The sequence below is a fragment of the Betaproteobacteria bacterium genome (assembly GCA_016194905.1).
Taxonomy (GTDB): domain Bacteria; phylum Pseudomonadota; class Gammaproteobacteria; order Burkholderiales; family JACQAP01; genus JACQAP01.
The window spans coordinates 173,564-199,520 of sequence record JACQAP010000019.1; the positions used below are offsets into that span (position 1 = coordinate 173,564).

The 25,957-nt window shown below is 56.6% G+C and carries 25 protein-coding genes; 22 read left to right on the forward strand and 3 right to left on the reverse strand.

Annotation, left to right across the window (positions count from 1 at the left end):
* The first annotated feature begins 36 nt into the window (after nucleotides 1–36).
* The 4 genes from HY067_12215 (at nucleotide 37) to topA (ending at nucleotide 5,337) form a co-directional block, all read left to right on the forward strand.
* Nucleotides 37–1,116 (forward strand): LysM peptidoglycan-binding domain-containing protein, encoded by a 1,080-nt coding sequence (locus HY067_12215; GenBank protein MBI3528721.1) that lies wholly within the window; start codon nucleotides 37–39, stop codon nucleotides 1,114–1,116.
* A 14-nt stretch (nucleotides 1,117–1,130) separates the two neighbouring features.
* Nucleotides 1,131–2,216 (forward strand): DNA-protecting protein DprA, encoded by a 1,086-nt coding sequence (dprA, locus tag HY067_12220; GenBank protein ID MBI3528722.1) that lies wholly within the window; start codon nucleotides 1,131–1,133, stop codon nucleotides 2,214–2,216.
* A gap of 34 nt (nucleotides 2,217–2,250) precedes the next feature.
* Nucleotides 2,251–2,709: a DUF494 domain-containing protein gene (locus HY067_12225; protein MBI3528723.1), complete on the forward strand. Its 459-nt coding sequence runs from the start codon at nucleotides 2,251–2,253 to the stop codon at nucleotides 2,707–2,709.
* A 93-nt stretch (nucleotides 2,710–2,802) separates the two neighbouring features.
* Nucleotides 2,803–5,337: a type I DNA topoisomerase gene (topA, locus tag HY067_12230; GenBank protein ID MBI3528724.1), complete on the forward strand. Its 2,535-nt coding sequence runs from the start codon at nucleotides 2,803–2,805 to the stop codon at nucleotides 5,335–5,337.
* Between the two features lie 9 nt (nucleotides 5,338–5,346).
* Here topA and gyrB read toward each other — a convergent pair whose 3' ends face one another.
* From gyrB to dnaA, 3 genes are all read right to left on the reverse strand, one after another.
* Nucleotides 5,347–7,743, reverse strand: coding sequence for a DNA topoisomerase (ATP-hydrolyzing) subunit B (gene gyrB, locus HY067_12235; protein MBI3528725.1), 2,397 nt, complete (start codon nucleotides 7,741–7,743; stop codon nucleotides 5,347–5,349).
* Between the two features lie 19 nt (nucleotides 7,744–7,762).
* On the reverse strand, nucleotides 7,763–8,869 hold the full coding sequence (locus HY067_12240; GenBank protein MBI3528726.1) for a DNA polymerase III subunit beta: 1,107 nt from the start codon (nucleotides 8,867–8,869) through the stop codon (nucleotides 7,763–7,765).
* Between the two features lie 176 nt (nucleotides 8,870–9,045).
* Nucleotides 9,046–10,383 (reverse strand): chromosomal replication initiator protein DnaA, encoded by a 1,338-nt coding sequence (gene dnaA / locus HY067_12245; protein MBI3528727.1) that lies wholly within the window; start codon nucleotides 10,381–10,383, stop codon nucleotides 9,046–9,048.
* Between the two features lie 185 nt (nucleotides 10,384–10,568).
* Between dnaA and rpmH the strand changes: the two genes are divergently transcribed.
* The 18 genes from rpmH to atpD all read left to right on the forward strand — a co-directional run bounded on the left by rpmH (nucleotide 10,569) and on the right by atpD (nucleotide 25,948).
* The gene (gene rpmH / locus HY067_12250; protein MBI3528728.1) at nucleotides 10,569–10,703 is read left to right on the forward strand and encodes a 50S ribosomal protein L34; all 135 of its coding nucleotides are present in this window, start codon (nucleotides 10,569–10,571) and stop codon (nucleotides 10,701–10,703) included.
* On the forward strand, nucleotides 10,700–11,044 hold the full coding sequence (gene rnpA / locus HY067_12255) for a ribonuclease P protein component (GenBank protein ID MBI3528729.1): 345 nt from the start codon (nucleotides 10,700–10,702) through the stop codon (nucleotides 11,042–11,044). The genes rpmH and rnpA overlap by 4 nt, the downstream gene beginning before the upstream one ends.
* Complete coding sequence (gene yidD / locus HY067_12260; protein MBI3528730.1) at nucleotides 11,044–11,253, forward strand: membrane protein insertion efficiency factor YidD; 210 nt, start codon at nucleotides 11,044–11,046, stop codon at nucleotides 11,251–11,253. The genes rnpA and yidD overlap by 1 nt, the downstream gene beginning before the upstream one ends.
* Nucleotides 11,254–11,269: 16 nt before the next feature.
* Nucleotides 11,270–12,928, forward strand: coding sequence for a membrane protein insertase YidC (gene yidC / locus HY067_12265; protein ID MBI3528731.1), 1,659 nt, complete (start codon nucleotides 11,270–11,272; stop codon nucleotides 12,926–12,928).
* A complete protein-coding gene (mnmE, locus tag HY067_12270; GenBank protein MBI3528732.1) occupies nucleotides 12,915–14,255 on the forward strand; it encodes a tRNA uridine-5-carboxymethylaminomethyl(34) synthesis GTPase MnmE in 1,341 nt (446 codons plus the stop codon). The genes yidC and mnmE overlap by 14 nt, the downstream gene beginning before the upstream one ends.
* 3 nt (nucleotides 14,256–14,258) lie before the next feature.
* Nucleotides 14,259–15,023 carry a TSUP family transporter gene (locus HY067_12275; GenBank protein MBI3528733.1) on the forward strand — a complete coding sequence of 255 codons (765 nt, stop codon included), beginning with the start codon at nucleotides 14,259–14,261 and terminating at the stop codon, nucleotides 15,021–15,023.
* Nucleotides 15,024–15,126: 103 nt separating this feature from the next.
* Complete coding sequence (mnmG, locus tag HY067_12280; protein ID MBI3528734.1) at nucleotides 15,127–17,055, forward strand: tRNA uridine-5-carboxymethylaminomethyl(34) synthesis enzyme MnmG; 1,929 nt, start codon at nucleotides 15,127–15,129, stop codon at nucleotides 17,053–17,055.
* A gap of 38 nt (nucleotides 17,056–17,093) precedes the next feature.
* Nucleotides 17,094–17,696, forward strand: coding sequence for a 16S rRNA (guanine(527)-N(7))-methyltransferase RsmG (rsmG, locus tag HY067_12285; protein MBI3528735.1), 603 nt, complete (start codon nucleotides 17,094–17,096; stop codon nucleotides 17,694–17,696).
* Nucleotides 17,697–17,701: 5 nt separating this feature from the next.
* Complete coding sequence (locus tag HY067_12290; protein ID MBI3528736.1) at nucleotides 17,702–18,466, forward strand: ParA family protein; 765 nt, start codon at nucleotides 17,702–17,704, stop codon at nucleotides 18,464–18,466.
* Between the two features lie 5 nt (nucleotides 18,467–18,471).
* Nucleotides 18,472–19,326 (forward strand): ParB/RepB/Spo0J family partition protein, encoded by an 855-nt coding sequence (locus HY067_12295; protein MBI3528737.1) that lies wholly within the window; start codon nucleotides 18,472–18,474, stop codon nucleotides 19,324–19,326.
* A 98-nt stretch (nucleotides 19,327–19,424) separates the two neighbouring features.
* Nucleotides 19,425–19,793 (forward strand): ATP synthase subunit I, encoded by a 369-nt coding sequence (locus tag HY067_12300; GenBank protein MBI3528738.1) that lies wholly within the window; start codon nucleotides 19,425–19,427, stop codon nucleotides 19,791–19,793.
* Between the two features lie 15 nt (nucleotides 19,794–19,808).
* Nucleotides 19,809–20,618, forward strand: coding sequence for a F0F1 ATP synthase subunit A (gene atpB, locus HY067_12305; GenBank protein ID MBI3528739.1), 810 nt, complete (start codon nucleotides 19,809–19,811; stop codon nucleotides 20,616–20,618).
* 43 nt (nucleotides 20,619–20,661) lie between these two features.
* A complete protein-coding gene (gene atpE / locus HY067_12310; GenBank protein ID MBI3528740.1) occupies nucleotides 20,662–20,934 on the forward strand; it encodes a F0F1 ATP synthase subunit C in 273 nt (90 codons plus the stop codon).
* Nucleotides 20,935–20,972: 38 nt separating this feature from the next.
* The gene (locus HY067_12315; GenBank protein ID MBI3528741.1) at nucleotides 20,973–21,446 is read left to right on the forward strand and encodes a F0F1 ATP synthase subunit B; all 474 of its coding nucleotides are present in this window, start codon (nucleotides 20,973–20,975) and stop codon (nucleotides 21,444–21,446) included.
* Between the two features lie 4 nt (nucleotides 21,447–21,450).
* Nucleotides 21,451–21,987, forward strand: a complete 537-nt coding sequence (locus HY067_12320; GenBank protein MBI3528742.1) for a F0F1 ATP synthase subunit delta — start codon at nucleotides 21,451–21,453, stop codon at nucleotides 21,985–21,987.
* 12 nt (nucleotides 21,988–21,999) lie between these two features.
* The gene (locus HY067_12325; GenBank protein ID MBI3528743.1) at nucleotides 22,000–23,541 is read left to right on the forward strand and encodes a F0F1 ATP synthase subunit alpha; all 1,542 of its coding nucleotides are present in this window, start codon (nucleotides 22,000–22,002) and stop codon (nucleotides 23,539–23,541) included.
* A 59-nt stretch (nucleotides 23,542–23,600) separates the two neighbouring features.
* Nucleotides 23,601–24,464, forward strand: coding sequence for a F0F1 ATP synthase subunit gamma (gene atpG / locus HY067_12330; GenBank protein ID MBI3528744.1), 864 nt, complete (start codon nucleotides 23,601–23,603; stop codon nucleotides 24,462–24,464).
* 59 nt (nucleotides 24,465–24,523) lie between these two features.
* Nucleotides 24,524–25,948 (forward strand): F0F1 ATP synthase subunit beta, encoded by a 1,425-nt coding sequence (gene atpD, locus HY067_12335; GenBank protein ID MBI3528745.1) that lies wholly within the window; start codon nucleotides 24,524–24,526, stop codon nucleotides 25,946–25,948.
* Nucleotides 25,949–25,957 lie beyond the last annotated feature (9 nt).

Genomic DNA, 25,957 nt, shown 5'->3' on the forward strand with positions numbered 1-25,957 from the left:
GACGCAATTCCGGATCGACAGAAATGGGGGCCTGAGATGGGCAAATCAATTATATCTCTGCTACTGCTGGCGGCTGCCTGGACCTCCGGCAGTACGATAGCGGACGAAATCAAGCTCGCCGAGAACGTGCCTGACCGCTATGTGGTGGTCAAGGGCGATACGTTATGGGGCATTTCCGCCAGATTTCTCAAGGATCCCTGGCGATGGCCCGATGTTTGGGGTTTGAACAAGGAGGAGATCAAGAATCCTCACTGGATCTACCCAGGCGATGTGGTCGTGCTCGATTTCACCGGAAAGACACCCCGATTGCACAAGGATGGCGTCGGTGGAAACGGCCACGACGGCAGCGAATCCGAGTGGCGGTTGATGGACGCCAAGTTGAGCCCGACTATCCGCAAGCAGGCGCTGGCTAACGGGGCCATATCGAGTATCCCGACCTCTGCCATCCAGGCTTTCCTCGTTAAACCCCTGGTAGTGGGGGAACAGGAACTGAATACAGCGCCGACGCTGGTTGCAGGTCCTGAAAATCGCGTCGTCCTGTCGGCAGGCGACACCGCCTTCGCCAAGGGTGTGGTTTGGGAGGAGAATGCGGGCTGGAGTGTTTACCGTCCCGGACGCACGCTGACCGATCCCGACACCAAGGAACTGCTCGGTCGGGAAGCAATTTATCTTGGAGATGCGCAAATCAGCGAATTCGGTGAAGTCAGCACGGTCTTGCTGACCAAGGCGACGCAAGAAATTGCTCCCGGCGATCGGCTGGCCAAAGCACCGCCCCCTCAATCGTTGTCCTATGCGCCGCACGCACCCGGCAGTTCGATCAAGGGTCGCGTGATTGCCGGTCCGGACGGCAGCGTATCGGAAATCGGATCCCTGCACGTGGTGATCATCAATCGCGGCAGCCGCGAGGGCATGGAGATCGGCCACGTCCTGGCGCTATATCGCGATCGCCCATCGGTGACACCGGCAAATGCGGTCGACCCGAAGGAGAAGCTGAGGCTTCCGGCGGAGCGCTATGGGATGGTATTCATATTCCGCGTATTCGAGAAAGTTTCCTACGCGCTGGTAATGAATTCCACGCGTCCGGTCAATGTGCTCGACGTAGTTCAGACTCCGTAACTTTTTCGCGGCGCATGTCGCCGGACCAGGAGACTCTCGCCTGGCTCAGGCTCGGGTTGATTCCCGAGCTGACCCCCACCGGCTTCCGCAAGCTGCTCGCCGCGCTATTGACACCCGAGAGCATTTGCGCTGCTGATCGTGCGACTCTGGCTCGCATAGTTTCGGATGATGTCGCCGCGGCCATTGCACGCGGTCCCGATCCGGAACGTCTCGATGTGACCCAGCGTTGGCTGGAGGATCCCGCCAATCAGTTTGTTACTTTTGCCGACGATGCCTATCCCAGGCTACTGCTGGAAATTACCGATCCACCTCCTGTGCTGTACGTGAAAGGCAATCCCGCTCTGCTGGACCGCGCATCGCTGGCCGTGGTGGGAAGCCGAAATGCAACCCAGCAAGGCCGCTCCAACGCAGAAGCTTTCTCCCGTGAATTATCCGAAGGCGGATTTACCATCATCAGCGGCCTGGCTGTTGGCATCGACGCCGCCGCGCACTCTGGTGGCCTCGCCGCATCGTCTTCGTCGATCGCCGTAGTCGGTACCGGCCTCGATATCGTTTACCCCGCACGCAATCGCGATCTGGCACACCGGCTTGCCGAGGAAGGCGCCCTGGTGTCCGAATTCGTGTTGGGTACACCAGCGCTTGCATCCAATTTCCCGCGCCGCAACCGGTTGATCAGCGGCCTGTCGCGCGGTTGCTTGGTGGTGGAAGCGGCGCTTAAGAGCGGTTCGCTGATCACCGCGCGCTATGCTCTCGAGCAGGGTCGCGAGGTGTTTGCCATCCCGGGATCCATTCATTCACCCCTTTCGAAAGGCTGCCACCTGCTCATCAAGCAAGGCGCAAAGCTGGCGGAAAGCAGCCAGGACATTCTCGAAGAACTCGGCACCGCGGTTCACGACCGGGGCACGACAATCGCAACGGACGATGAAGTCGTGCCTGACAATCTCCTGCTTGCCGCGCTAGGTTTCGATCCGCTCGATCTCGACACCCTGTGTCAGCGCAGCGGCTTGACGCCGGATACTGCATCGGCGATGCTGTTGACACTGGAACTCGAAGGCGTCGTAAGTCGCCTTCCGGGCGGTAAGTTCCAGCGCGTGCGCTAGCGTGAGGGGCGTCCATACCTCCAGACAGGGGCTCATGTTTGACATACTCGTCTTCCTGTTCGAAAATTATTTCCATGCCGGCACCTATCCCGATCAAGCAACTCTTTCCAAACGCCTTTCTGCGGCGGGCTTCGATAGCCGAGACATCTCGCAAGCACTGACCTGGCTAAGCGGCCTCGAACGCATAGGCAAGAGCAGTACCCGTTCCAACTCCATCCCCAGCAAAGGCTTCCGGTTCTACATAGAACCGGAACTGAGCACGCTTACGGCAGAGGCTCGCGGCTTTCTTCTTTTCCTTGAAAGCGCGGGTGTCATCAGCGTATTACAACGCGAACTCATCATCGAACGCGTGGTAGCACTGGACGAACCTGCGGTAGACTTGGACAAGGTCAAACTTATCGTATTGATGGTGTTGTGGAACCAGAACGAGACGCTGGACTCGCTGGTTCTGGAAGAATTGATTTCTCCAAACCAGGAACGCTACCTGCAATAGAGCAATAGAAGGAAGTAGGTCCGTCAATCGCGGCGCTTGCTCCGGCGCCACCAAGTTCTTATCATTCCGCCTCCTTTCCTGGCCGGAAGTTCAATGTCCCAAAGTCTGTTGATCGTAGAGTCCCCTTCCAAGGCAAAGACTCTGAAGAAATATCTTGGCCGCGGCTTCGAAATCGTCGCGTCCTATGGTCACGTACGCGATCTGGAAGCGAAGGAAGGCGCAGTAGACCCCAGCGACGATTTCCGCATGCGCTACGCGCTGGTGGAGAAAAACAAGAAGCATGTCGATGCGATCACGAAAGCGGTCGCCAAGGCCAGCAACATTTACCTCGCGACCGACCCGGATCGCGAGGGTGAAGCCATCGCCTGGCATCTCGCGGAAATCCTGAAAAGCAAGAAACTGCTGAAGAACAAGAAGCTGCACAGGGTCGTGTTCTACGAGATCACGGAGTCCGCAGTCAAGGATGCCGTTGCCGACCCTCGCAGCATTTCCATGCCGCTGGTGAATGCACAGCAGGCTCGCAGGGCCCTCGACCATCTGGTCGGTTTCAATTTATCGCCCCTGCTGTGGAAAAAGATCGGCCCCAGCCTGTCTGCTGGCCGGGTGCAGAGTCCCGCATTGCGGCTGATCGTTGAGCGTGAACACGAGATCGAGAATTTCAAGAGCCGCGAGTACTGGTCTTTACACCTCGACAGCCACAAGGGAAAACAGAAGTTCAGCGCGCGACTCGTCCAATACCGCGGCGAGAAGATCGAGCAGTTTTCGATCGTTAGTGAAGACGAGCACCGCAAAGTCATTGCCGATGTCGAGAAGACCGCAAAGGGCTCGGCCAAAGTCGTCAGGGTCGAGCGCAAACCCAAGAGCCGGCAGCCGGCGCCGCCATTCACGACATCTACGCTGCAGCAGGAGGCGGTACGCAAGCTTGGCATGACCACCCGGGGTGCCATGAGTACCGCCCAACAGCTTTACGAGGGCGTAGACATCGACGGCGGCACAGTCGGATTGATCACTTACATGCGTACCGACTCGCTGGCACTTGCGAACGAAGCTTTGGTCGATATTCGCAACTACATCAAGAAAAAGTTCGAGCCTGATTACCTGCCGCCAGCGGCAATCGAATATCGCAACAAATCCAAGAATGCACAGGAGGCGCACGAAGCGATCCGTCCGACTTCAATCGAGCGCACGCCGGACGCCATCCGCAAGTACCTCACCGCCGATCAGGCCGCGCTCTATGAAATGATCTGGAAGCGCACGCTTTCCTGCCAGATGACGCCTGCAAAATATAATACAACCTCGGTGGATCTGGCTGCCGGCCGCGCCGATACGTTATTCCGCGCCAGCGGACAAATCCTGGTGTTTCCCGGCTTCATGGCCGTGTACCTGGAGGACGCGGATGACGTCGAGCAGGAAGAGGAAGCCAGATTGCCGCTGCTCGAGGAAAAGGAATCGGTTCCCGTCGATCGCGTATTCGGCGAACAACATTTCACCCAGCCGCCGCCACGTTACACGGAAGCGAGTCTGGTGAAGACGTTGGAGGAATTCGGCATCGGCAGGCCCTCCACTTACGCGAGCATCATTTCGACGCTTCAGGATCGTGGTTACGCTTTGCTTGAGAAAAAACGTTTCATGCCGACGGATATCGGCAGGCTGGTGAACGGCTTTCTGACGTCTCACTTCAATCATTACGTGGACTACGGCTTCACCGCACGCCTGGAAGAAGAACTTGACGAGATCTCCAACGGTGACCGCGAGTGGGTGCCGGTGCTGAAAGAGTTCTGGAAGGATTTCGCCCGCACCCTGAAATCCAAGGAGAAAGTCGCTCGCGGGAGCCCGATGGAAGAAGCCTGTCCCAAGTGTGGGAAACAGTTATTTTTGCAGAACAGTCGGCGCGGGCTATTTGTCGGCTGCTGCGGCTATCCGGATTGCGACTATACCCGTCCGTGGGGAGATCAGCCGGCAGGTCCAACTGTCCTCGGCAAAGATCCCGTAACGGAAATGGATATTCTGCTGTTGAAGGGGCCCTACGGCTTTTACGTGCAGTTAGGCCCCACGCCGGAAGACAAGACTCAAAAACCCAAACGCGCGGCCTGGCCGAAAAGCATTCCCGTAGCCTCGGCCGATCTGGATACCGCGCTGAAAATGCTCGCTCTCCCCCGCAAGCTTGGAGATCATCCGGAGTCAGGCAAGCCAGTCGAGGCCAATATAGGCCGCTTTGGTCCGTATGTGAAACATGACGGCATGTTCAAATCGATCCCCAAGGCCGAGAGCGTCCATGACATTCCGCTGACGCGAGCAATCGAACTGCTGGCGGAAAAGAAAGCGACAGGCGGTGGCGGTAGATCGCTGGGTGCACATCCGGATGACAAAAGGTCGGTGTCGGTACACAGCGGTCGCTACGGTCCCTATGTGAAATACGGCAAGATCAACGCGACTATTCCCGCATCCATCGACCCGGCCAAGATCACGCTCGAAGAGGCCCTCGAATTGCTTTCGGCAAAGACGGCGAAGTCCGGAAAACCCGCGAAATCGAGGAAGCCGACAAAATCCGCAAAACCGGACAAATCTACAAAGAGTACGGCAAAGAAAAAGCCGGCTGCCAAAGGCGGCAAACGCAAGTCCACCTGAGGCCTGGCGTCAGACGTCGAGGTTGCGTACCCCGAGCGCGTTGGTTTCAATGAACGCGCGACGAGGTTCAACCATGTCGCCCATCAGCGTCGTAAAAATCTCGTCCGCAGTAATGGCGTCCTCGATCTGCGTCCTTAACAGGCGCCGCGATGTCGGATCCATGGTGGTTTCCCATAATTGCTCCGGATTCATTTCGCCCAGTCCCTTGTAACGCTGGATCGAAACGCCCTTCTTCACTTCTTCGAGCAACCAGTCCAGCGCTTCCTTGAACTCGGTAATCCGTTGTTCATGCTCGCCGCGCTTGACGAAGGCGCCCTGGCCGAGCAGGCCCTGAAGAACTTGGGCCGTCTGCTTGATCTGGATATAGTCGCCACTACCGAGGAAGTCGTTGTCCAGATAGCCCACTCGCAGGTTACCGTGCTGCATGCGTTTGATCGCCAGCACATGGGTCTCGTTCTTCTGGTCGTAGTGGGGCTCGATTACCAGGCCCGCAGTGCGACACAACGCCATCAGCCGCTGCGCTGACTGCTGGGCGGCAGCGGCATCTGCAAGACTGATTTCAGGATCTTTCAGTAAAGCCGCCAGGATGACAGGATCGATACGCTTGCCAAGCCGCTCGATCACCGCTTCGGCGAGAATATAGGAACGCGCGACTTCTTCCAGCGCTTCATTGGCCAGCGCAGGACGGTCACCCCCAGGATTGAGTTCGGCATCTTTCAGCGCCAGTCGCAGCAGATATTCCTTCAACTCGTGATCATCTTTGAGATAACGCTCTTCCTTGCCATGCTTCACTTTGTAAAGCGGCGGCTGGGCAATGTAGATATGGCCGCGTTCGACCAGATCGGGCATCTGTCGATAGAAGAATGTCAGCAACAACGTTCGGATGTGAGATCCATCGACATCGGCGTCGGTCATGATGATGATACGGTGGTAACGAAGTTTCTCGGGCTTGTAATCGTCCTTGCCGATGCTGGTGCCCAGCGCGGTAATCAGAGTTGCAATCTCTTGCGATGACACCAGCTTGTCGAAGCGAGCGCGTTCGACATTCAGGATCTTGCCTTTCAGCGGCAGGATCGCCTGAAACTTGCGATCGCGTCCCTGTTTAGCGGAACCGCCCGCGGAATCCCCTTCGACTAGATAGAGCTCACATAAGGCCGGATCTTTTTCCTGGCAATCGGCCAGTTTCCCCGGCAAGCCAAATCCCTCGAGCACGCCTTTGCGGCGCGTCATTTCGCGTGCCTTGCGCGCGGCCTCACGTGCACGCGCCGCATCGATGATTTTGCTGACGATAACTTTCGCATCGGCCGGCTTTTCGAGAAGCCAGTCATGCAGCGTTTGCGATATCGCGTCCTCGACGGCCGGGCGTACCTCGGATGACACCAGCTTGTCTTTTGTCTGCGATGAGAACTTCGGATCGGGCAGCTTCACAGAAAGAATGCAGGTGAGCCCTTCCCGCATGTCGTCGCCAGTGGTTTCCACTTTCGCTCTTTTGGCCAGTTCGTTGGCTTCGATGTACTGATTGAGCGTACGCGTCATCGCCGCTCGCAGAGCCGTCAGATGCGTGCCGCCATCGCGCTGCGGAATATTGTTTGTGAAACATAGAACGGATTCCTGATATGAATCGTTCCATTGCATGGCCACTTCGACGCCGATGCCTTCCTGCTCGAGGACTGCGTGGAAAATATTCGAATGCAAAACGGTTTTCGACCTGTTGATGTATTCGACGAAGCCCTTGACGCCTCCCGCGAAAGCGAATACTTCCTCTTTCCCCGTGCGCTGATCCTGCAATTCAATGCGGACACCGTTGTTCAGGAACGACAGTTCACGCAGTCGCTTTGCCAGGATGTCGTAGTGGAACTCGATGTTGCCGAAAACCTCGGGGCTGGGATGAAAATGAATTTCCGTACCGCGTCGCTCGGTCGTTCCGGCCACAGCCAGCGGTGCAACCGGGTCGCCGTTGCGGAACTCCATCGAGTGTACCTGCCCGTCGCGCCGAATCGTCAATTTCAACGAATCCGAAAGGGCATTGACTACCGAGACGCCGACTCCGTGCAGACCACCGGAAATCTTGTAGCTGTTGCTGTCGAACTTTCCGCCGGCGTGCAGCACTGTCATCACGATCTCGGCCGTCGAACGGCCTGCTTCGTCCTCCGGGTGGATGCCCGTGGGAATTCCGCGCCCGTTATCCACGACGCTAACGGAGTTGTCGGAATGGATGACGACTTTTATTTCGTTGCAGTATCCTGCCAACGCCTCATCGATCGAGTTGTCGAGGACTTCGAACACCATGTGGTGCAATCCGGTGCCGTCGCTCGTATCCCCGATGTACATGCCTGGTCGCTTGCGCACTGCCTCCAGGCCTTTGAGTACCTTTATGCTGTCGGAGTTATAGTCAGAAGAAGACATTTAGATTGATCGACGATGGTCAGATGCGCATCGGCATCACGACATATTTGAAATCCTTGTTGCCCGGTACCGAGATCAACATGCTGCTGTTGGCGTCACCCACTGCACAGTCGACCTCCTCCGTATCGAGATTATTCAGGACATCCAGCAGATAGACGATATTGAAGCCGATATCCAGCGGTTCGCCGGCGTAATCCACGGCCAGTTCCTCTTCCGCCTCTTCCTGTTCGGCGTTGCTGCATATGATGCGCAGGCTGTTCGCCGTCAGTACCCAACGCACCCCGCGGAATTTCTCGTTCGACAATATGGAAGCGCGTTGCAGCGCCTGCTGCAACACGATCCGGCCAATGACAAAGTGCTTCTTGTAATTTGTCGGTATGACGCGGGTGTAGTCCGGGAATTTGCCGTCGACAACCTTCGAAACAATATCTATCCCCGCGAAGATGAAGCGAACCTGGTTCGGCAGCAACTGAATTTCGACTTCTTCTTCTACGTCTTCCAGGAGCTTCGCCAGCTCAAGTATCGCTTTTCTTGGAATAATAACTTCCGATCGTTCGACGTCGCTTGCAAGCGTTGTCGATGAATAAGCCAGTCGATGTCCATCTGTTGCTACCATGGTTAGCTGTTTGCCATCCGCAACCAGCAGCAGTCCATTGAGATAATAACGGATGTCCTGCTGCGCCATGCCGTATTGAACAAGAGACAGCAGATCGCGGAAAACTTTTTGCGGCAACTTTACACTCGCCGTAGCCGAACCGCCTTCAGCCAGCCGTGGAAAATCCTGAGCCGGCAAAGTCTGAAGATTGAATTTGCTTTTACCCGCCTTGACCTGTAGTCGTCCTTCCTGGACATCTAGCGTCACAGCCGTACTCCCTGGCAGAGCTCGCAGTATGTCCTGCAGTTTGCGCGCCGACACGGTTACCGCATGATCGCCTCCGGCCTTGTCCAGCTTCGCTGACGTCGCGATCTGAATCTCGAGGTCGGTAGCCACCAGATTCAGATCGGTCCCGCGAGTTTCTAGTATGACGTTAGACAGGATCGGCAACGTGTGCCGGCGTTCCACGATTCCCGATACCGCTTGAAGCGGTCTCAGTAATACGTCCTTGTCTATATCCAAGATTTTCATTCTTTAAACCTTGATAAGAATAATAGAGTTTGGCAAGTCTGTTAGATCAGCGATAAATATCAAATGGGCCAAGCACATCGCACGTTGTATAAGTCAAGTAAAGATGGTGGATGAATTGTGGATAAATTTTGATTTCGTAAATTTTCTGAAGTTCTCAACAATTCATCCCGGGCTTATCAACCGCGCAATGTCTGCAGTAGTGCAACAAAGTCGCGCGCGATTTCCGGATTACAGGCGCGAAGAGCGACGATTTTCCGGCATGCATGAAGAACCGTTGTATGATCCCGCCCGCCAAAGGCGTCGCCGATATCCGGAAGGCTCAATTGTGTAAGTTCTTTGGCCAGAGCCATCGCCATTTGCCTTGGCCGAGCAACGGTTCGTGATCTCTTTTTCGAATACATGTCCGAAACCTTGATCTTGTAGTAATCCGCGACGATGCGCTGAATGTTGTCGACGGACACTTGACGCACTTGTACGGCCAGCAGATCCTTCAGTGCTTCTCGCGCGAGATCGAGTGAAACCTTGGTGTTCGCGAATTTTGCGTAGGCGAGCACGCGCTTTAGGCCACCTTCCAGTTCACGTACATTTGACTGGATGTGATTGGCTATAAAAAAGGCGACGTCCTCGGCGAGATTCACGCGATCGGCCTCTGCTTTTTTCAACAGGATAGCAACTCTCATTTCCAACTCGGGTGGCTCGATGGCAACTGTGAGACCCCAGCCGAAACGCGAGATTAAGCGGTCTTCGATACCGGCGATCTCTTTCGGATAGGTATCGCAGGTAATGATGACTTGTTTGTGAGCCTCGATCAGTGCATTGAATGCGTAAAAAAATTCCTCTTGCGTGCGATTTTTCCCGTTGAAGAACTGGATATCGTCAATCAAAAGCAGATCAAGCGAGTGGTAATATTTTTTGAAGCCGTCAAAAGCCTTGTGCTGATAGGCACGCACAACATCCGAAACATATTGTTCTGCGTGGATGTATCGCACGTTTGCTGAAGGATTGAATTCGAGCAACATGTTGCCGATAGCCTGAATCAGATGCGTCTTGCCCAGGCCAACGCCGCCGTAGACGAAGAGCGGGTTGTAGGCAACCCCGGGATGTTCTGCGACCTGGAGTGCAGCGGCACGCGCAAGCTGATTGGCTTTCCCGGTCACGAACGAATCAAACGTAAATGAGGGATTGAGCCGCGTCTGCTCTCGGATCTTGGGTTTGGCTGATGGTGCCTCGCTGATCACTGCAGCGCCGGCCGGCAACTCAATCGGTGCGGCCGTGGATTTTTCGCTGAGGCTTAGCACCACGTCGACTGGTTTGCGCAGGTATTCCGCCGAAAGGCGTTCGATATCCGCCAGAAACTTGTCCTTGACCCACTCCAGGACGAACCGGTTAGGAGCGGATACCACGACATTTTCACCGTCGAGGTGTGCCTGAAGCGGCTGAATCCAGGTCTTATATTGTTGCGCTGGAAGGGCTTTTTCGAAATGGCGAAGGCAATGATTCCAGAAGCTATCCATCGGCGCAGAGTATGATTTTTGCTGCAGGATGCGGCCGTGGATGGCCCCCTAGACAGAATCGCGAAGTTTACCAGCAAGCCGGCAAGTTATCCACAGGCTTGGTAACTCTTCGCCGAGGTTGACAAGCATGTGCGAAAACCCGTGTAATACCGCGCTTTTTCCGCCAGTCACTGGAGCAGAGAACTATGAAGCGCACCTACCAACCTTCTAAGACCCGACGTGCACGCACGCACGGTTTCCTCGAGCGTATGAAGACCCGCGGTGGACGGGCTGTGATCAATGCTCGCCGGGCCAAAGGACGGGCACGTTTGGCAGTCTGAAGCCGGCGCGCTCCCGGCTGCCTCGCAAGGCGAGGCTGTGCGGCAGAGCGCAGTTCACCGGTGCATTTGCGGCAAAACGGCAGGGCAAATTTTTTGTCGTCTTGAGCAGAAATAGCCCGCCGGGTGAACAAGCCCGCCTGGGAATAGTAGTCGGCAGGCATACCGCTCCGCGTTCGGTTACACGTTCCCTGATGAAGCGCACCGTTCGAGAAGTATTCCGTCAGTTGCGTGATCAGCTGGGTCCAGTCGATGTCGTCGTGAGAGTCCGCCGGCCCGCAGGAAGGTCGGATCTGCCCGCGGCCCGTCATGAACTGGAAAAGCTTCTGCGAGAAACTTGCTGATGCGGGCAACACTCTTAGTCTTCATCCGGCTGTACCAGCTCCTTCTGAGTCCGTGGACCGGCAACAGCTGCCGTTTCTACCCGACCTGTTCGGAGTATGCCAAGAACGCTATTGGCAAATATGGGGCAGCTCGCGGAGGGTGGTTGGCGACGAGGCGGATCCTCCGGTGCCATCCGTGGCATCCCGGCGGAGCCGATCCGGTACCTTGATATAAAAATATCCTCAATGGACAGTCTGCGTTTATTTGCGGCGATGGTGTTCGCCGTTTCCGTGTTCCTGCTGTTCGATGCCTGGAACAAGGAACGGAGCCCTCAATCCCCTACACCCGATCAAGCTGCGCAACGATCCGACGCGCCAACGCCCTCGCCAACGTTGCCGCCAGGTGTGGCTGCTCCGCTCGCGCCGACGAATTCTGCGGCCCCGGTCGCGCTGCCCGCTGCAGCGAATCTGCCCCCCTTGGTTGTACGCACCGACGTTCTGATCGCGGAGATCGATCCCGTGGGCGGAACGTTGCGCAGGCTCGAGTTCACCGAGCACAAGGACAAGCTCGACAAATCCAAGAATTTCGTCCTGTTCCAGAAAGATGCTGTCCATACCTACGTGGCGCAGAGCGGGCTGATCGGCGACGAACTTCCGAATCACACGACGGTATATAGCTCCGCCGCGACGAACTACGAATTGCGCGATGGGAGCGACGAACTGGTCGTCAATTTGACGGCAAGCGGGACAAAGGCCGTCAGCGTTACCAAGACGCTGACGTTCCACCGCGGCAGTTATCTCATCGACGAGACGTATCACATCTCCAACCGAGGCGGGACGGAAATCAAGCCGTTCGCGTATTTTCAGTTGGTGCGTGACGGCACGCCGGCAGCAGGGGATTCCAAAATGGTGCCAACTTATACCGGCGCTGCCGTATATACCGACCAGTCCAAATTCCGCAAGGTCGCGTTTTCCGACGTCGACAAGGGCAAGACCGACTACCCGAAACATGCGAACGACGGTTGGATAGCGATCGTCCAGCATTATTTTGTGGCGGCCTTGCTGCCGTCCGGGGAAGTCGCGCGGGAGTTTTACACCCGCGCTCTGGACAGCGGTCTCTACACAGCGGGCATCATCGTGCCAGCGGGCAACATTGCTCCGGGTGCCGATGCGACGGTCGATATGCGGCTTTACGCCGGCCCCCAGGAGCAGGACAAGCTCGCAAAGCTTTCGCGGGGTCTGAATCTCACGGTGGATTACGGTTGGCTGACAATCATTGCCACGCCGTTGTTCTGGGTGCTATCAGCTATCCAGAAATGGACCAACAACTGGGGTGTGTCGATCATATTGCTTACGGTGATCATCAAGCTGATCTTTTACCCATTGTCGGCAGCAAGCTACCGGTCGATGGCGAAAATGCGCGTGATGGCGCCCAAGATGCAGAAATTGAAGGAACAATACGGCGACGATCGCCAGCGCATGCATCAGGCAATGATTGAAATGTACAAAACCGAGAAGATCAACCCGCTCGGTGGTTGTCTACCGATCGTAGTCCAGATACCGGTGTTTATCGCGCTCTATTGGGTACTGCTGGCGAGCGTGGAATTGCGCAATGCCCCGTTCATCTGGTGGATCAAGGATCTCTCGGCTCAGGATCCTTACTACATTCTGCCGGTGTTGATGGGAGCGACCATGATCATACAAACCTGGTTGAATCCGACTCCGCCGGATCCCGTACAGGCGAAGGTCATGAAGATCATGCCGGTGGCATTCAGCGTGTTCTTTTTCTTCTTCCCCGCCGGGCTGGTGCTTTACTGGCTGGTGAACAACATCCTCTCCATTGCGCAGCAGTGGCAGATCACGCGCACGATTGAGCGGTCAAAATCCGCTCATGCGGCACGCTGACACAATTGCCGCGATAGCAACGGCGCCGGGGCGCGCCGGCATCGGCGTGGTACGTGTTTCCGGACCCGCGGTTCGCAACATTGCTGCTGCAATTCTGGGTCGTACGTTACAGGTGCGCGTTGCGACGTTGTGCGATTTTCTCGAAGCGGAATCCGGAATTCTGGATCGAGGAATTGCAATTTTTTATCCTGCTCCGCATTCTTATACTGGCGAGGACGTGCTCGAGTTGCAGGGCCATGGCGGACTGGCAGTCTTGCAGTTGGTCCTGAGAAGGTGTCTTGATCTTGGCGCGCGTCCCGCGCAGCCAGGTGAATTTACTGAACGCGCATTCCTGAACGACAAGCTCGATCTTGCCCAGGCGGAGAGTGTTGCCGATCTGATCGACGCCAGTTCGGAAGCTGCTGCGCGAGGCGCGATGCGGTCGCTCGCGGGTGAATTTTCGGGTCGCGTTGGTCAACTTAACGACGCGCTCATCGAACTGCGAACCCTCGTTGAAGCGACCCTGGATTTCCCCGAAGAAGAGATCGATTTTCTCGAACGTACCGGCGCTCTGGAAAAACTTGGTCGCCTGCGAGCAGAAGTGACGACTTTGTTGGCCGAAGCGAAGCAGGGCAGGATTTTACGCGACGGCGCCAAAGTCGTATTAATCGGCCAGCCGAACGTTGGAAAATCGAGTTTGCTCAATCGCCTCGCAGAGGAAGAAGTGGCGATCGTTACGGAAATTCCCGGGACAACGCGTGATCCTTTGCGGTACGAACTGGCAATCGAAGGCGTGCCCGTGCACGTCATCGATACAGCCGGACTCCGGGATGCGACGGATGCTGTCGAGAAAATCGGCATTCAGCGCGCATGGCGCGAAATCCACCAGGCGGATCTGGCTCTGCTGATAGTGGATGCAACGGTAGGTATCACAGATGTAGCTCTTAAGATCCTATCGGAACTGCCAGATAGTTTAAAAAAAATCATTATTTTCAATAAAATAGATATTTTAAAACGCGCGCCTGCAGAAGTTCAAACCATGAGCAGGATCGAAATCTGGCTATCTGCAAAAACTGGTGATGGACTAGATTTGCTGCGCACGGCCCTTTTGCGCAGCATTGGCTGGCAGCCGACGGAGGAAGGCACCTTCAGTGCCCGCGAACGCCATCTTCAAGCACTGCGCGAAGCAGAGGCTTCATTAAATCGAGCAGCGAACGAACCCAGTTCGCTGGAATTGATGGCGGAAGAACTGCGTTTGGCCCAGCAGGCATTCGCGAATATAACGGGCAAGTTCAGCGCCGACGACCTGCTGGGCGAAATCTTTTCGCGCTTTTGCATCGGCAAATAACGCGTGACGGAAGTCGTAGCACTTTGCGCGTTTGCTTTTCTGGCCGGGCTTGTGGATGCGGTGGCTGGGGGAGGGGGCTTGATACAGGTTCCCGCGTTGTTCGCAATTTTTCCCTCTGCGCCACCACCCATTCTCCTTGGAACAAACAAATTTTCTGCAATAACAGGAACCACCATTGCGACATTGCGCTATGGCTGGTCCGTTCCCATCCGGTGGCAGGTTGTCCTTCCCGCTGCAGGCATTGCGGCTATCGGTGCCTTAGCGGGTGCCAAGACTGTGACCCTTATTAATCCTGCAATCCTGCGTCCGCTCCTATTGGGTTTGTTGAGCGGCATGGCGGTTTACACACTTACGCGCCCGAAGTTTGGGGAGAATCCCGAAGCGGCCGCCCCCCTGAAGCAGGGCGGTACGAGCTTTTACGCCGCGACTGCAGTATTTGGGTTCTACGACGGATTTTTTGGTCCCGGCGCCGGCAGCCTTATGATGTTTGCTTTGGTGCGGTTGTTCGGTTATGACTTTTTAAGTGCCGCTGCAACCACTAAAGTCCTGAATCTCGCCACCAATTTTGGCGCTCTCGCGTTGTTCGTGGTGACTGGGAATGTGCTTTATGCGGTCGCTTTGCCCATGGCAGCGTTCAATATTGCCGGCGGTTTCCTGGGAGCTCATTTTGCGATTCGCAGAGGAAGTCGCTTCATCCGAACCGTGTTTCTTGTCGTGGTTGCAATACTGATTGTCAAAGTCCTTCTCGACTTGCCGAAATCCTTTTAGCAGCCTATGTTTCACGTGGAACCACGGAAGTCGATGTTCCACGTGAAACCGCCGGAAACCAATACCAGGTTTCCGGTATGATTCGCCCTCCCGGATTTCAGCAATGCAAAACTCCAATTCATTCGATGTAATCGTGGTGGGTGGTGGTCACGCCGGCACAGAAGCCGCGCTTGCCGCAGCACGGGCGGGATGCCGCACTTTGCTGCTTACCCATAACGTCGAAACGCTTGGACAAATGTCCTGCAATCCCTCCGTTGGAGGGATTGGAAAAGGACATTTAGTCAAGGAAATAGACGCGTTGGGTGGTGTAATGGCAGCGGCCACCGATGACGCAGGGATTCAATTTCGCATCTTAAATTCCAGCAAAGGCCCCGCCGTCCGTGCAACACGCGCCCAGGCTGATCGGGTTCTCTACCGCCAAGCCATTCGCCGACGCTTGGAAAATCACAAAAATCTGACTATCTTTCAACAAGCTGTAGACGATTTAACGATTGAAAATGGCTACATTGCCGGTGTCGTCACGGAGCTCGGAATCCGTTTTTCAACTCGGGTAGTGGTTTTGACTACGGGAACATTCCTCTCTGGCCTGGTACATGTCGGTCTTAAAAATTATCAGGCAGGACGCGCTGGCGATCCTCCGGCGATCAGTTTGGCTCGCAGGCTACGCGAGCTCGATCTTCCGGTTGGCCGCCTGAAGACGGGTACGCCGCCCCGTATCGACGGCCGCACCATTGACTATTCGTTCATGATCGAGCAACCGGGCGACGATCCAGTGCCCGTGTTTTCGTTTTTAGGCGCGGCCGAGCAGCACCCCAGGCAGCTGCCGTGCTGGATAACGCACACCAATGAGGGTACTCACGAAATAATTCGTGGCGGTCTTGATCGATCGCCCATGTTCACTGGGGTGATAGAAGGCGTTGGCCCGCGTTACTGCCCTTCAATCGAGGACAAGATCACCCGATTCGCCGATAAGACATCGCACCAGATTTTTCTCGAGCCCGAGGGACTGACGACGCACGAGGTCTATCCAAACGGCATTTCGACGAGTTTGCCGTTCGATGTACAAATCGAGTTGGTGCATTCGATCAAGGGCCTCGAAAACGCTCATTTAACGCGGCCTGGATATGCAATTGAATACGACTATTTCGATCCGCGGGGCCTCAAGTCTTCGCTTGAAACCAAACCGATCGGCGGATTGTTTTTTGCGGGCCAGATCAATGGCACGACAGGATATGAAGAAGCTGCGGCCCAAGGCCTTCTTGCCGGACTCAATGCGGCCCTCCTGGTACAGGAGAAAGAGCCCTGGTGCCCCCGCCGCGATGAGGCATACCTCGGCGTGCTGGTGGATGACCTGATTACTCGCGGTGTCACGGAGCCTTATCGCATGTTTACCAGTCGCGCGGAGTATCGGCTGTGCCTGCGCGAAGACAATGCTGACATGCGACTTACCGAAATTGGCAGGAGACTGGGTTTGGTCGACGACGAGCGCTGGCAGGCTTTCGAGAGCAAGCGCGATGCAGTCGGGTTGGAGCGCGAACGGTTGAAATCGACCTGGTTGAACACAAAGCTGCTGTCAGACGACAACATGCAGGTGCTGTTTGGTCAGAAACTCGAACGCGACTACACATTCGAGGAATTGCTGCGGCGTCCCGGCGTGCACTATCGAGACTTGATTTCGCTGCCCGGCGCGGGCTCTTGTTTGTCAAACGACAAATCTGCCGAGCAGGTCGAGATTCAAATCAAATATCAGGGATACATAGAGCGCCAGCGCGATGAGGTGAGCCGACAGGAGCAGTTCGAAACGACACGCTTACCGGTGGAGCTCGATTACCGTTCGGTTCGCGGTTTGTCGATCGAAGTGCAGCAAAAACTCAACAAGCAGCGGCCGGAAACGCTCGGTCAGGCGGCGCGGATATCGGGCATTACACCTGCTGCGATATCCCTCCTGCTGGTGCATTTAAAACGCGGATTCGGCGCCTCCGTGATCGATGATCAGATTGCGCTGTCTCGCAAGGCAGGAAGCAATCATTGAATCAGGTCGTATCTTTGCTCCGGCAAGGCGTCGCCGGAATGGGGTTGGAATTGCCTGCAGCAGCAATGGATCAACTCGCGAGTTATCTGGACCTGTTGGTCAAATGGAATCGGGTATACAACCTCACCGCGATCCGGGACGAAGCAAAACTCGTGAGCCATCATGTGCTCGACAGTCTTGCGGTCGTCAGTTATTTACCAGACGGAAATATAGTCGACGTCGGTAGCGGGGCGGGGCTTCCGGGTATTCCCATCGCAATCTCATGCCCCGGCCGTGCCGTGACACTGTTCGACTCGAACCATAAGAAGGGTGCATTCCTGAAGCAGGCAATTGCAGAACTCGGGCTGGCGACCGCGCAAGTCGTAACTGAGAGAGTCGAAGCGTATCGGCCCCCTGAAGCGTTCAAGATCGTTATTTCGCGAGCCTTCTCGAACCTGGCGGATTTTGTAAAGCTAGCCGGGCATTTATGCGCATCCGATGGAGTAATGATCGCGATGAAGGGATTGCATCCTAACGACGAGATTGCGCAGTTGCCGTCATCGTGGAAGGTGGAAAAGATCTTGCGCCTGGAAATACCTCAACTCGATGCGTCGCGCCATCTCGTTTTCTTGCGCTCTATTCCGATCACAACCCCGAATTGATTCGCATGGCACGTGTGCTAGCAATCACAAACCAGAAGGGTGGGGTCGGCAAGACCACAACCACTATCAATCTCGCGGCCAGCCTGGCGACAGCGGGACGCCGGGTACTGTTGGTGGATATAGATCCGCAAGGCAATGCAACCATGGGCAGTGGTATTGACAAACGCGGGCTCAAGGCGACGGTGTATCAAGTATTACTCGGTGAGGCGCGAATATCTGTCGTGCGGCTTCGCAGCCAAAGAGGGGGATTCGACGTGATTCCGGCCAACCGCGAACTCGCTGGCGCCGAAGTCGAAATGGTTGACCTCCCGGAGCGCGAAATGCGACTGAAAACGGCGCTCGATGAAATCAGGGATCAATACGATTTCGTGCTGATCGATTGTCCCCCGGCGCTGAATCTGCTGACAGTGAATGGCCTTTGCGCCGCTAATGCGGTGATGATTCCCATGCAATGCGAGTATTACGCGCTGGAGGGACTGAGCGACCTGGTGCAGACAATCAAAAAAGTCCGCGCCAGTCTGAATCCTGGACTCGAGATCGAGGGCTTGCTGCGTACCATGTATGACCCGCGGAATATGCTCGCGCAGCAGGTGTCGGATCAGTTGCAGCAGCACTTTGGCGACAAAGTCTACCGTACCGTTATTCCCCGAAATATTCGCCTCGCTGAAGCCCCAAGCCACGGCCTCCCCGTGCTCAATTTCGACCGTCAGTCGAAGGGCGCGCTAGCCTACCTTGCGCTTGCGGGCGAAATGCTCGGCAAGAGTGCTTAGGAAGAATGCAAATGGCAAAACTCAAAGGACTGGGCCGCGGACTCGATGCATTGCTATCAGGTGATGAGGAACGGGCCGACGATGCGCTGACCGAATTGCCGGTCGGACTGATGAAGCCAGGCCGCTTTCAACCGCGTACCCGCATGGATCCTCAATCGATCGCGGAACTGGCCGATTCGATTAAGGCTCAGGGACTGATCCAGCCGATCCTGGTGCGTCCGATCGAGAACGGCAAATACGAAATCATCGCCGGCGAACGGCGCTGGCGCGCCTCTCAGTTGGCCGGATTGACACAGGTACCGGTCGTTATCCGTGCCGTCCCGGATAAATCCGCGTTTGCGATGGCGCTCATAGAGAACATCCAGCGCGAAGACCTGAACCCGCTTGAAGAGGCCACAGGTATTCAGCGATTGGTGGATGAGTTCGATATGACGCACGATGCCGCAGCTCAGGCGGTGGGTCGTTCGCGCAGCGCGGTCACCAATTTGTTGCGCCTGCTCAACTTGTCGAAGGCGGTACAGGATCTATTGATGCAGGGAAAGATCGAAATGGGCCATGCCCGGGCTCTTCTGGCGGTTAGCGGCTTACGCCAGGCTGAACTGGCTCACCAGATCATCAGCCGCAATCTGTCAGTGCGGGAAGCCGAGCAACTCGTTGGCCAAGCCGAAGTGACGTCGCGCAAGACCTCACGCAAACAGCAGAGAAAGGACCGCGATCTTCTGGCGCTCGAGGAAGAATTGTCGGAAATTCTCGGAACGGCGGTTACTGTAAAGACAATACGGGGCGGTCGGGGCAAGTTGACCATCGACTACGCAAGCCTCGACCAGTTGGAAAACGTGCTTCAAAAACTGCGGCGTTAAGTGGATATCCTGGAAATGATTTGCCACGAGTCGTTGACGCTAAATCGTCAAAACATTTACAATCGAAAAGTTTGCTCTGTCGTATTTGCCTAGCAATCATGCTGCGCATTCAGAGCAAGCCAGTACGTACCGTTCTAGTCTGGCAAATTGTTGTTACCGTGGTCCTGGCAGTTATTGCCGGCTTGCTGGCCGGTATCCACGGAGCGGCATCGGCGGCTCTCGGAGGGTCGGTCAGTGTCGCTGCCGGGCTGGCCTTCGCGATAGTCATGCAGTCGAGCAACATGCAGTCCGCCGACGGAACAATAGTCGCAGCATTGCGGGCCGAGGCGAGCAAGATCGGTCTTGCCGTAATTCTGCTTTGGCTGGTACTGGCCTTATATAAGGACGTGGTGCTCATCGTATTCATCGGGTCGTTTATTTTTTCGATCCTGATATTCTCGATGGCGTTTTTCGTACGCGACGTATAGAGCAAGTGGATAATGATGGCTGCCGATCACGAACTGACCCCCACTGATTATATTTCGCACCACTTGACGAACATGACATCGTCGGTGGGCCAAGGCGATTTTTGGGTTCTGCACGTCGACACGCTGGTGATGTCGGTTCTGCTCGGCGTCCTGAGCCTCGGCTTTCTCTGGTGGGTAGTGCGCGGTGCAACCGCCGGCATCCCCAACAAGCGACAAGCCTTTGTCGAGCTCGCCGTGGAATTCGTGGACGAACAGGTCAAGGGAATATTTCACGGCGACCGCCACAAGTTCATCGCGCCTGCGGCGCTAACCGTGTTCGTGTGGGTGCTGCTAATGAACGCCATGGATTTCCTTCCAGTGGATCTCATGGCCTGGTTCTATGAAAACGTGCTGCACCTTCACAACTGGCGCGGCGTGCCCACCGCCGACGTCAATACGACTTTCGCGCTCGCCCTGTCCGTCTGGCTGCTGATGATCTATTTCAGCATCGCGGTCAAGGGATTCGGCGGCTGGATCCACGAGCTGTTCGGCACGCCTTTCGGCAATCATGTGCTGCTCTGGCCGGCGAACTTTCTGTTCAATCTGGTTGAATACATCTCCAAACCGCTGTCCCATTCGCTACGGCTCTACGGCAACATGTATGCCGGGGAAATCATCTTCCTCCTGCTGGGCCTCTGGGCTGCCACCGGGTTGGTCGGTGCCGTATTTGGCGCGATCCTCGGCACCGGTTGGGCGATCTTTCACATATTGATCGTTGTACTGCAGGCATTCATTTTCATGATGTTGACCGTCGTGTATCTCTCGATGGCGCATGAAAGCCACTGATTTCGTCATCCACTTTTATTGAAGAGAAGGAAGGAAAACCCAAATGGAAAAACTGCAATTTCTGGCACTGATCCAGGCCTACACCGGTGTCGGCATCGGTCTGATGATCGGCCTGGGTGCCGCGGGCGCATGTATCGGCGTGGGCATCATGTGCAGCCGTTTTCTGGAAGGTGCTGCCCGCCAGCCCGAGATGATTCCGGCGTTGCAGGCCAAGGTTTTCCTGTTGCTCGGCCTGATCGATGCGTCGTTCATCATCGGCGTCGGTCTCGCGATGTTGTTCGCGTTCGGCAATCCGCTGCTTGCTGTCATTCGCTGAGCCCGAATTTCGGCGAACTTTCAGTTTAGGAGACATCCGTGAACATCGGTTTAACCATGCTCTCCCAGGCGGTCGCTTTCGCGATCTTCATCTGGTTCACGATCAAGTTCGTCTGGCCCCCGCTCATGAGGGCCATCGAGCAGCGACAAAGGCAGATCGCTGAAGGTCTGGCTGCAGCGGAACGCGGCAAACAGGACCTGGAGCTGGCCGCCAAGCGCGCAGCCGAAGAACTGCAGCGCGCCCGTGCCCAGGCGGGCGAAATTATCTCGCAGGCGGAGAAACGCGGCGCAGCGGTGGTCGAAGAAGCCAAGAGCGCCGCCAAAGCCGAAGCCGAGCGCATTGTTACAGGCGCCAAGGCCGAGATCGAGCAGGAAGTTTTCCGTGCCAAGGAAGCGCTGCGCTCGCAAGTGGCGGTACTCGCAGTCACGGGCGCGGAGAAGATCCTCAAGCGCGAGGTCGATGCCAAGGCGCACGCGCAACTGCTGTTGGGTCTGGAAGCCGAGTTCAGATAAGACGATGGCCGAACTTGCCACTATTGCCCGGCCTTATGCTGAAGCGGTATTCCGCCTTGCCAAGCAGGGCAACGCCCTGCCGGCCTGGTCTGATGCACTGAGTTTGATCGCCACGGTCTATCAGGATCCGCAGATGCAGGCGGCCATCGCTAATCCCAAGGTCACATCGGCCGATATCGAAAGATTGTTGCTTGCAATCTGCGGCGAACGCATCGACGGTGTAGTGCGCAACCTGATTCAGTTACTGGTGCACAACCGCAGGTTGTCAGTGCTTGCGGAAATTCGCGAGTTGTTCGAGCAACTCAAGCTGGAAGACGAAGGCAAGCTGGATGCGAAGATCAGCTCGGCCTTTCCCATGGAAGACGCGCAGCGCAGCCAGGTCGTGAACCTGCTGTCCTCGCGATTCAAGCGCAAGATCAACGCCACTGTGACCGTGGACCCCGACCTGATCGGGGGAATCAAGGTCGAGGTGGGTGACAAAGTCTGGGATGCTTCAGTGCGCGGCAGGCTGCAGACCATGGCTGCGACCCTTACGAAATAGGAGTTTTCACGCATGCAGTTGAACCCGTCTGAAATCAGCGAGCTGATCAAGAGCAAGATCCAGAATCTCGCTTCTTCTTCCGAGGTGCGCACCCAGGGCACCGTCGTCTCCGTCACCGACGGCATATGCCGCATCCACGGTCTGGCCGACGTGATGCAGGGGGAGATGCTGGAGTTTCCGGGTAACACGTTCGGTCTCGCGCTGAATCTCGAGCGTGACTCGGTCGGCTCGGTTGTGCTGGGTGAGTACGAGCACATTTCCGAGGGCGATGCGGTCAAGAGCACCGGCCGCATTCTGGAAGTGCCGGTCGGCCCCGAACTACTCGGCCGCGTGGTGAATGCGCTCGGCCAGCCGATTGACGGCAAGGGTCCGATCACCGCCAAGGAAACCGATGTCATCGAAAAGGTTGCGCCTGGCGTGATTTGGCGCAAATCTGTTTCCCAGCCGGTTCAGACCGGCCTCAAGGCAATCGATTCGATGGTACCGATCGGCCGCGGGCAACGCGAACTGATCATCGGCGATCGCCAAACCGGCAAGACCGCGGTGGCGGTGGATACCATCATCAATCAGAAGGGCAAAGACATATTCTGCGTGTACGTTGCCATCGGCCAGAAGGCATCGACCGTCGCCAACGTGGTGCGCAAGCTCGAAGAACACGGTGCGATGGCCTATACCATTGTCGTCGCCGCGACGGCTTCCGAATCCGCAGCATTGCAGTACATCGCGCCTTACTCCGGCTGCACCATGGGCGAGTACTTCCGCGACCGCGGCCAGGATGCGCTGATTATTTATGACGACTTGACCAAACAGGCCTGGGCCTATCGCCAGGTGTCGTTGCTGCTGCGTCGTCCGCCGGGCCGCGAAGCTTATCCTGGCGACGTGTTCTATCTGCATTCACGCTTGCTGGAGCGCGCAGCGCGCGTAAGCGAAGCCTGGGTCGAGCGCTTTACCAAAGGTGCGGTCAAGGGCAAAACCGGTTCGCTGACGGCATTGCCGATCATCGAAACCCAAGCCGGCGACGTGTCCGCCTTCGTGCCGACCAACGTGATCTCCATTACCGACGGTCAGATCTTTCTCGAAACTGACTTGTTCAACGCCGGCATTCGCCCTGCAATCAACGCGGGCGTATCGGTATCGCGAGTCGGTGGTGCTGCGCAGACCAAGATCATGAAGCGCAAGGATACCGGCGGCGGTGTGCGCCTGGCGCTGGCCCAATATCGCGAACTTGCAGCATTCGCCCAGTTTGCGTCCGACCTCGATGAATCCACCCGCAAGCAGCTTGAGCGCGGTCGCATGGTTACTGAGTTGATGAAGCAGCTGCAGTACCAGCCGCTTCAGGTCTGGGAAATGGCGCTGACGTTGTTCGCGGTGAACACGGGTTATTACGACGATATCGACGTGAAGAAGGCACTTGCCGCCGAGAAATCGATGCGCGACTACGTCAAGACCAAATATGCAGCGCTCGCCGGCCGCATGGACAAGGAATTGTCCGGGGACGACGAAAAGGCGCTGAATGAAGCGATCAAGGACTGGAAGAAAAACGGGAGCTATTGATCGGCCGCGGGAAACTGGCTGTTCCGTACCGACGACCTTGTAATCTGGACTGAGAATCGATGGCGGGCACAAAAGAAATACGCACCAAGATCAAGAGTGTGCAGAACACTCGCAAGATCACCAAGGCGATGGAGATGGTCGCCGCGTCGAAAATGCGCAAGGCGCAGGAGCGCATGCGTGCCGCTCGTCCGTACGCCGAGAAGATCCGTAACGTCGCGGCGCACATTTCGCACGCCAATCCCGAGTACCGCCATCCCTTCCTGATCGAGCGCGATACGGTAAAGCGGGTGGGCATCATTGTAGTCACTACCGACAAGGGCCTATGCGGGGCGCTGAATACCAACGTGTTGCGCATGGCACTCAACCAGTACAAGCAATGGCAGACCGAGGGGGAAGAAATCGACGTCTGCTGCATCGGCGGAAAAGGCCTCGGCTTCATGCAGAGACTCGGCGCGAACATCATTTCGCAGTCGACCGCCCTGGGTGATCGGCCGAAACTGGACGACCTGATCGGTACCGTCAAGATCATGCTGGACGGCTACACTAAGGATCGCTTCGACCGCGTACTCATTTTCTACACCCGCTTCATCAACACCATGAAACAGGAGCCGGTGATGGAGCAGTTGCTGCCGCTGACCGGAGAGCGGATCGGCGCGCCCGAAGGCAATTGGGACTATATCTACGAGCCGGAGGCCAAGGTTGTTCTCGACCAGGTGCTCACGCGCTACATCGAGGCCGTGGTTTATCAGGGTGTTTCGGAAAACATGGCTTCCGAGCAGTCCGCGCGCATGGTGGCGATGAAGTCCGCATCCGACAATGCCGCGACCCTGATCGACGAGTTGACGCTGGTTTACAACAAGAGCCGGCAGGCCGCGATCACCAAGGAACTCTCCGAGATCGTCGCTGGCGCGGCGGCGGTATGACATCCTTGCGGGTCCGGAATCAATTCAACGAATTCGAATTACGTTTTCAGGAAAACATCATGACCCAAGGAACAATAGTCCAGTGCATCGGCGCCGTGACCGACATCCAGTTTCCGCGCGAAGCGATGCCGAAAGTCTATGACGCGCTGGTGCTCGAAGAGTCGAACGACGCTTCGTTTGCCGAAAAGGGACTCACCTTCGAAGTCGAGCAACAGCTCGGCGATGGCGTGGTCCGCTGTATCGCGCTGGGATCTTCCGACGGCTTGCGCCGCGGCATGAAGGTGAAGAACACCGGCGACGCGATTTCGGTTCCTGTGGGCACGGGCACACTCGGCCGCATCATGGATGTTCTGGGGCGTCCGATCGACGAAGCCGGCCCCATCAAATCCGAGGAGCGGCGCTCGATCCACCGGACGGCGCCGAAGTTCGACGAACTCTCGCCGTCCGTCGATCTTCTGGAGACCGGCATCAAGGTGATCGACCTCATCTGCCCGTTCGCGAAAGGCGGCAAGATCGGTCTGTTCGGCGGCGCTGGCGTGGGCAAGACCGTCAACATGCTCGAACTCATCAACAACATCGCAACCCAGCATAGCGGCCTCTCGGTGTTCGCGGGCGTGGGCGAGAGAACGCGCGAGGGTAACGACTTCTATCACGAGATGATCGAGGCCGAAGTCATCAACCTGAAAAACATCACCGAATCGAAGGTCGCGATGGTGTTCGGGCAGATGAACGAGCCGCCGGGGAACAGGCTTCGCGTGGGCCTGTCCGGCCTCACCATGGCGGAATACTTCCGCGACGAAGGCCGCGACATATTGCTTTTCATCGACAACATCTACCGCTTTACGCTCGCGGGAACGGAGGTCTCGGCGCTCCTCGGCCGCATGCCTTCGGCGGTGGGCTACCAGCCGACGCTTGCCGAGGAAATGGGGCGCCTGCAGGAGCGCATCACTTCCACGAAGAACGGCTCGATCACTTCGATCCAGGCGGTGTACGTGCCCGCCGACGACCTGACCGACCCGTCGCCTGCCACCACTTTTGGCCACCTGGACGCCACGGTCGTGCTATCGCGCGATATTGCGTCGCTCGGCATCTATCCCGCGGTCGACCCGCTCGACTCAACTTCGCGCCAGGTCGATCCCAACATCATCGGCGAGGAGCACTACAACACCACGCGCTCGGTGCAGGCCACGCTGCAACGCTACAAGGAACTGCGCGACATCATCGCCATTCTCGGCATGGACGAGCTCTCGCCCGAGGACAAGCTCGCCGTCTCGCGTGCGCGCAAGATCCAAAGGTTTCTGTCGCAGCCGTTCAGCGTGGCGAAGAACTTCACCGGCCAGGAGGGCAAGTACGTGCAACTCAAGGACACGATCAAGGGCTTCAAGATGATCGTCAATGGCGAATGCGATAGCCTTCCCGAACAGGCTTTCTACATGGTCGGCGGGATCGAGGAAGCGTTCGAGAAAGCCAAAACGCTGCAGTAAGGCGAGAGT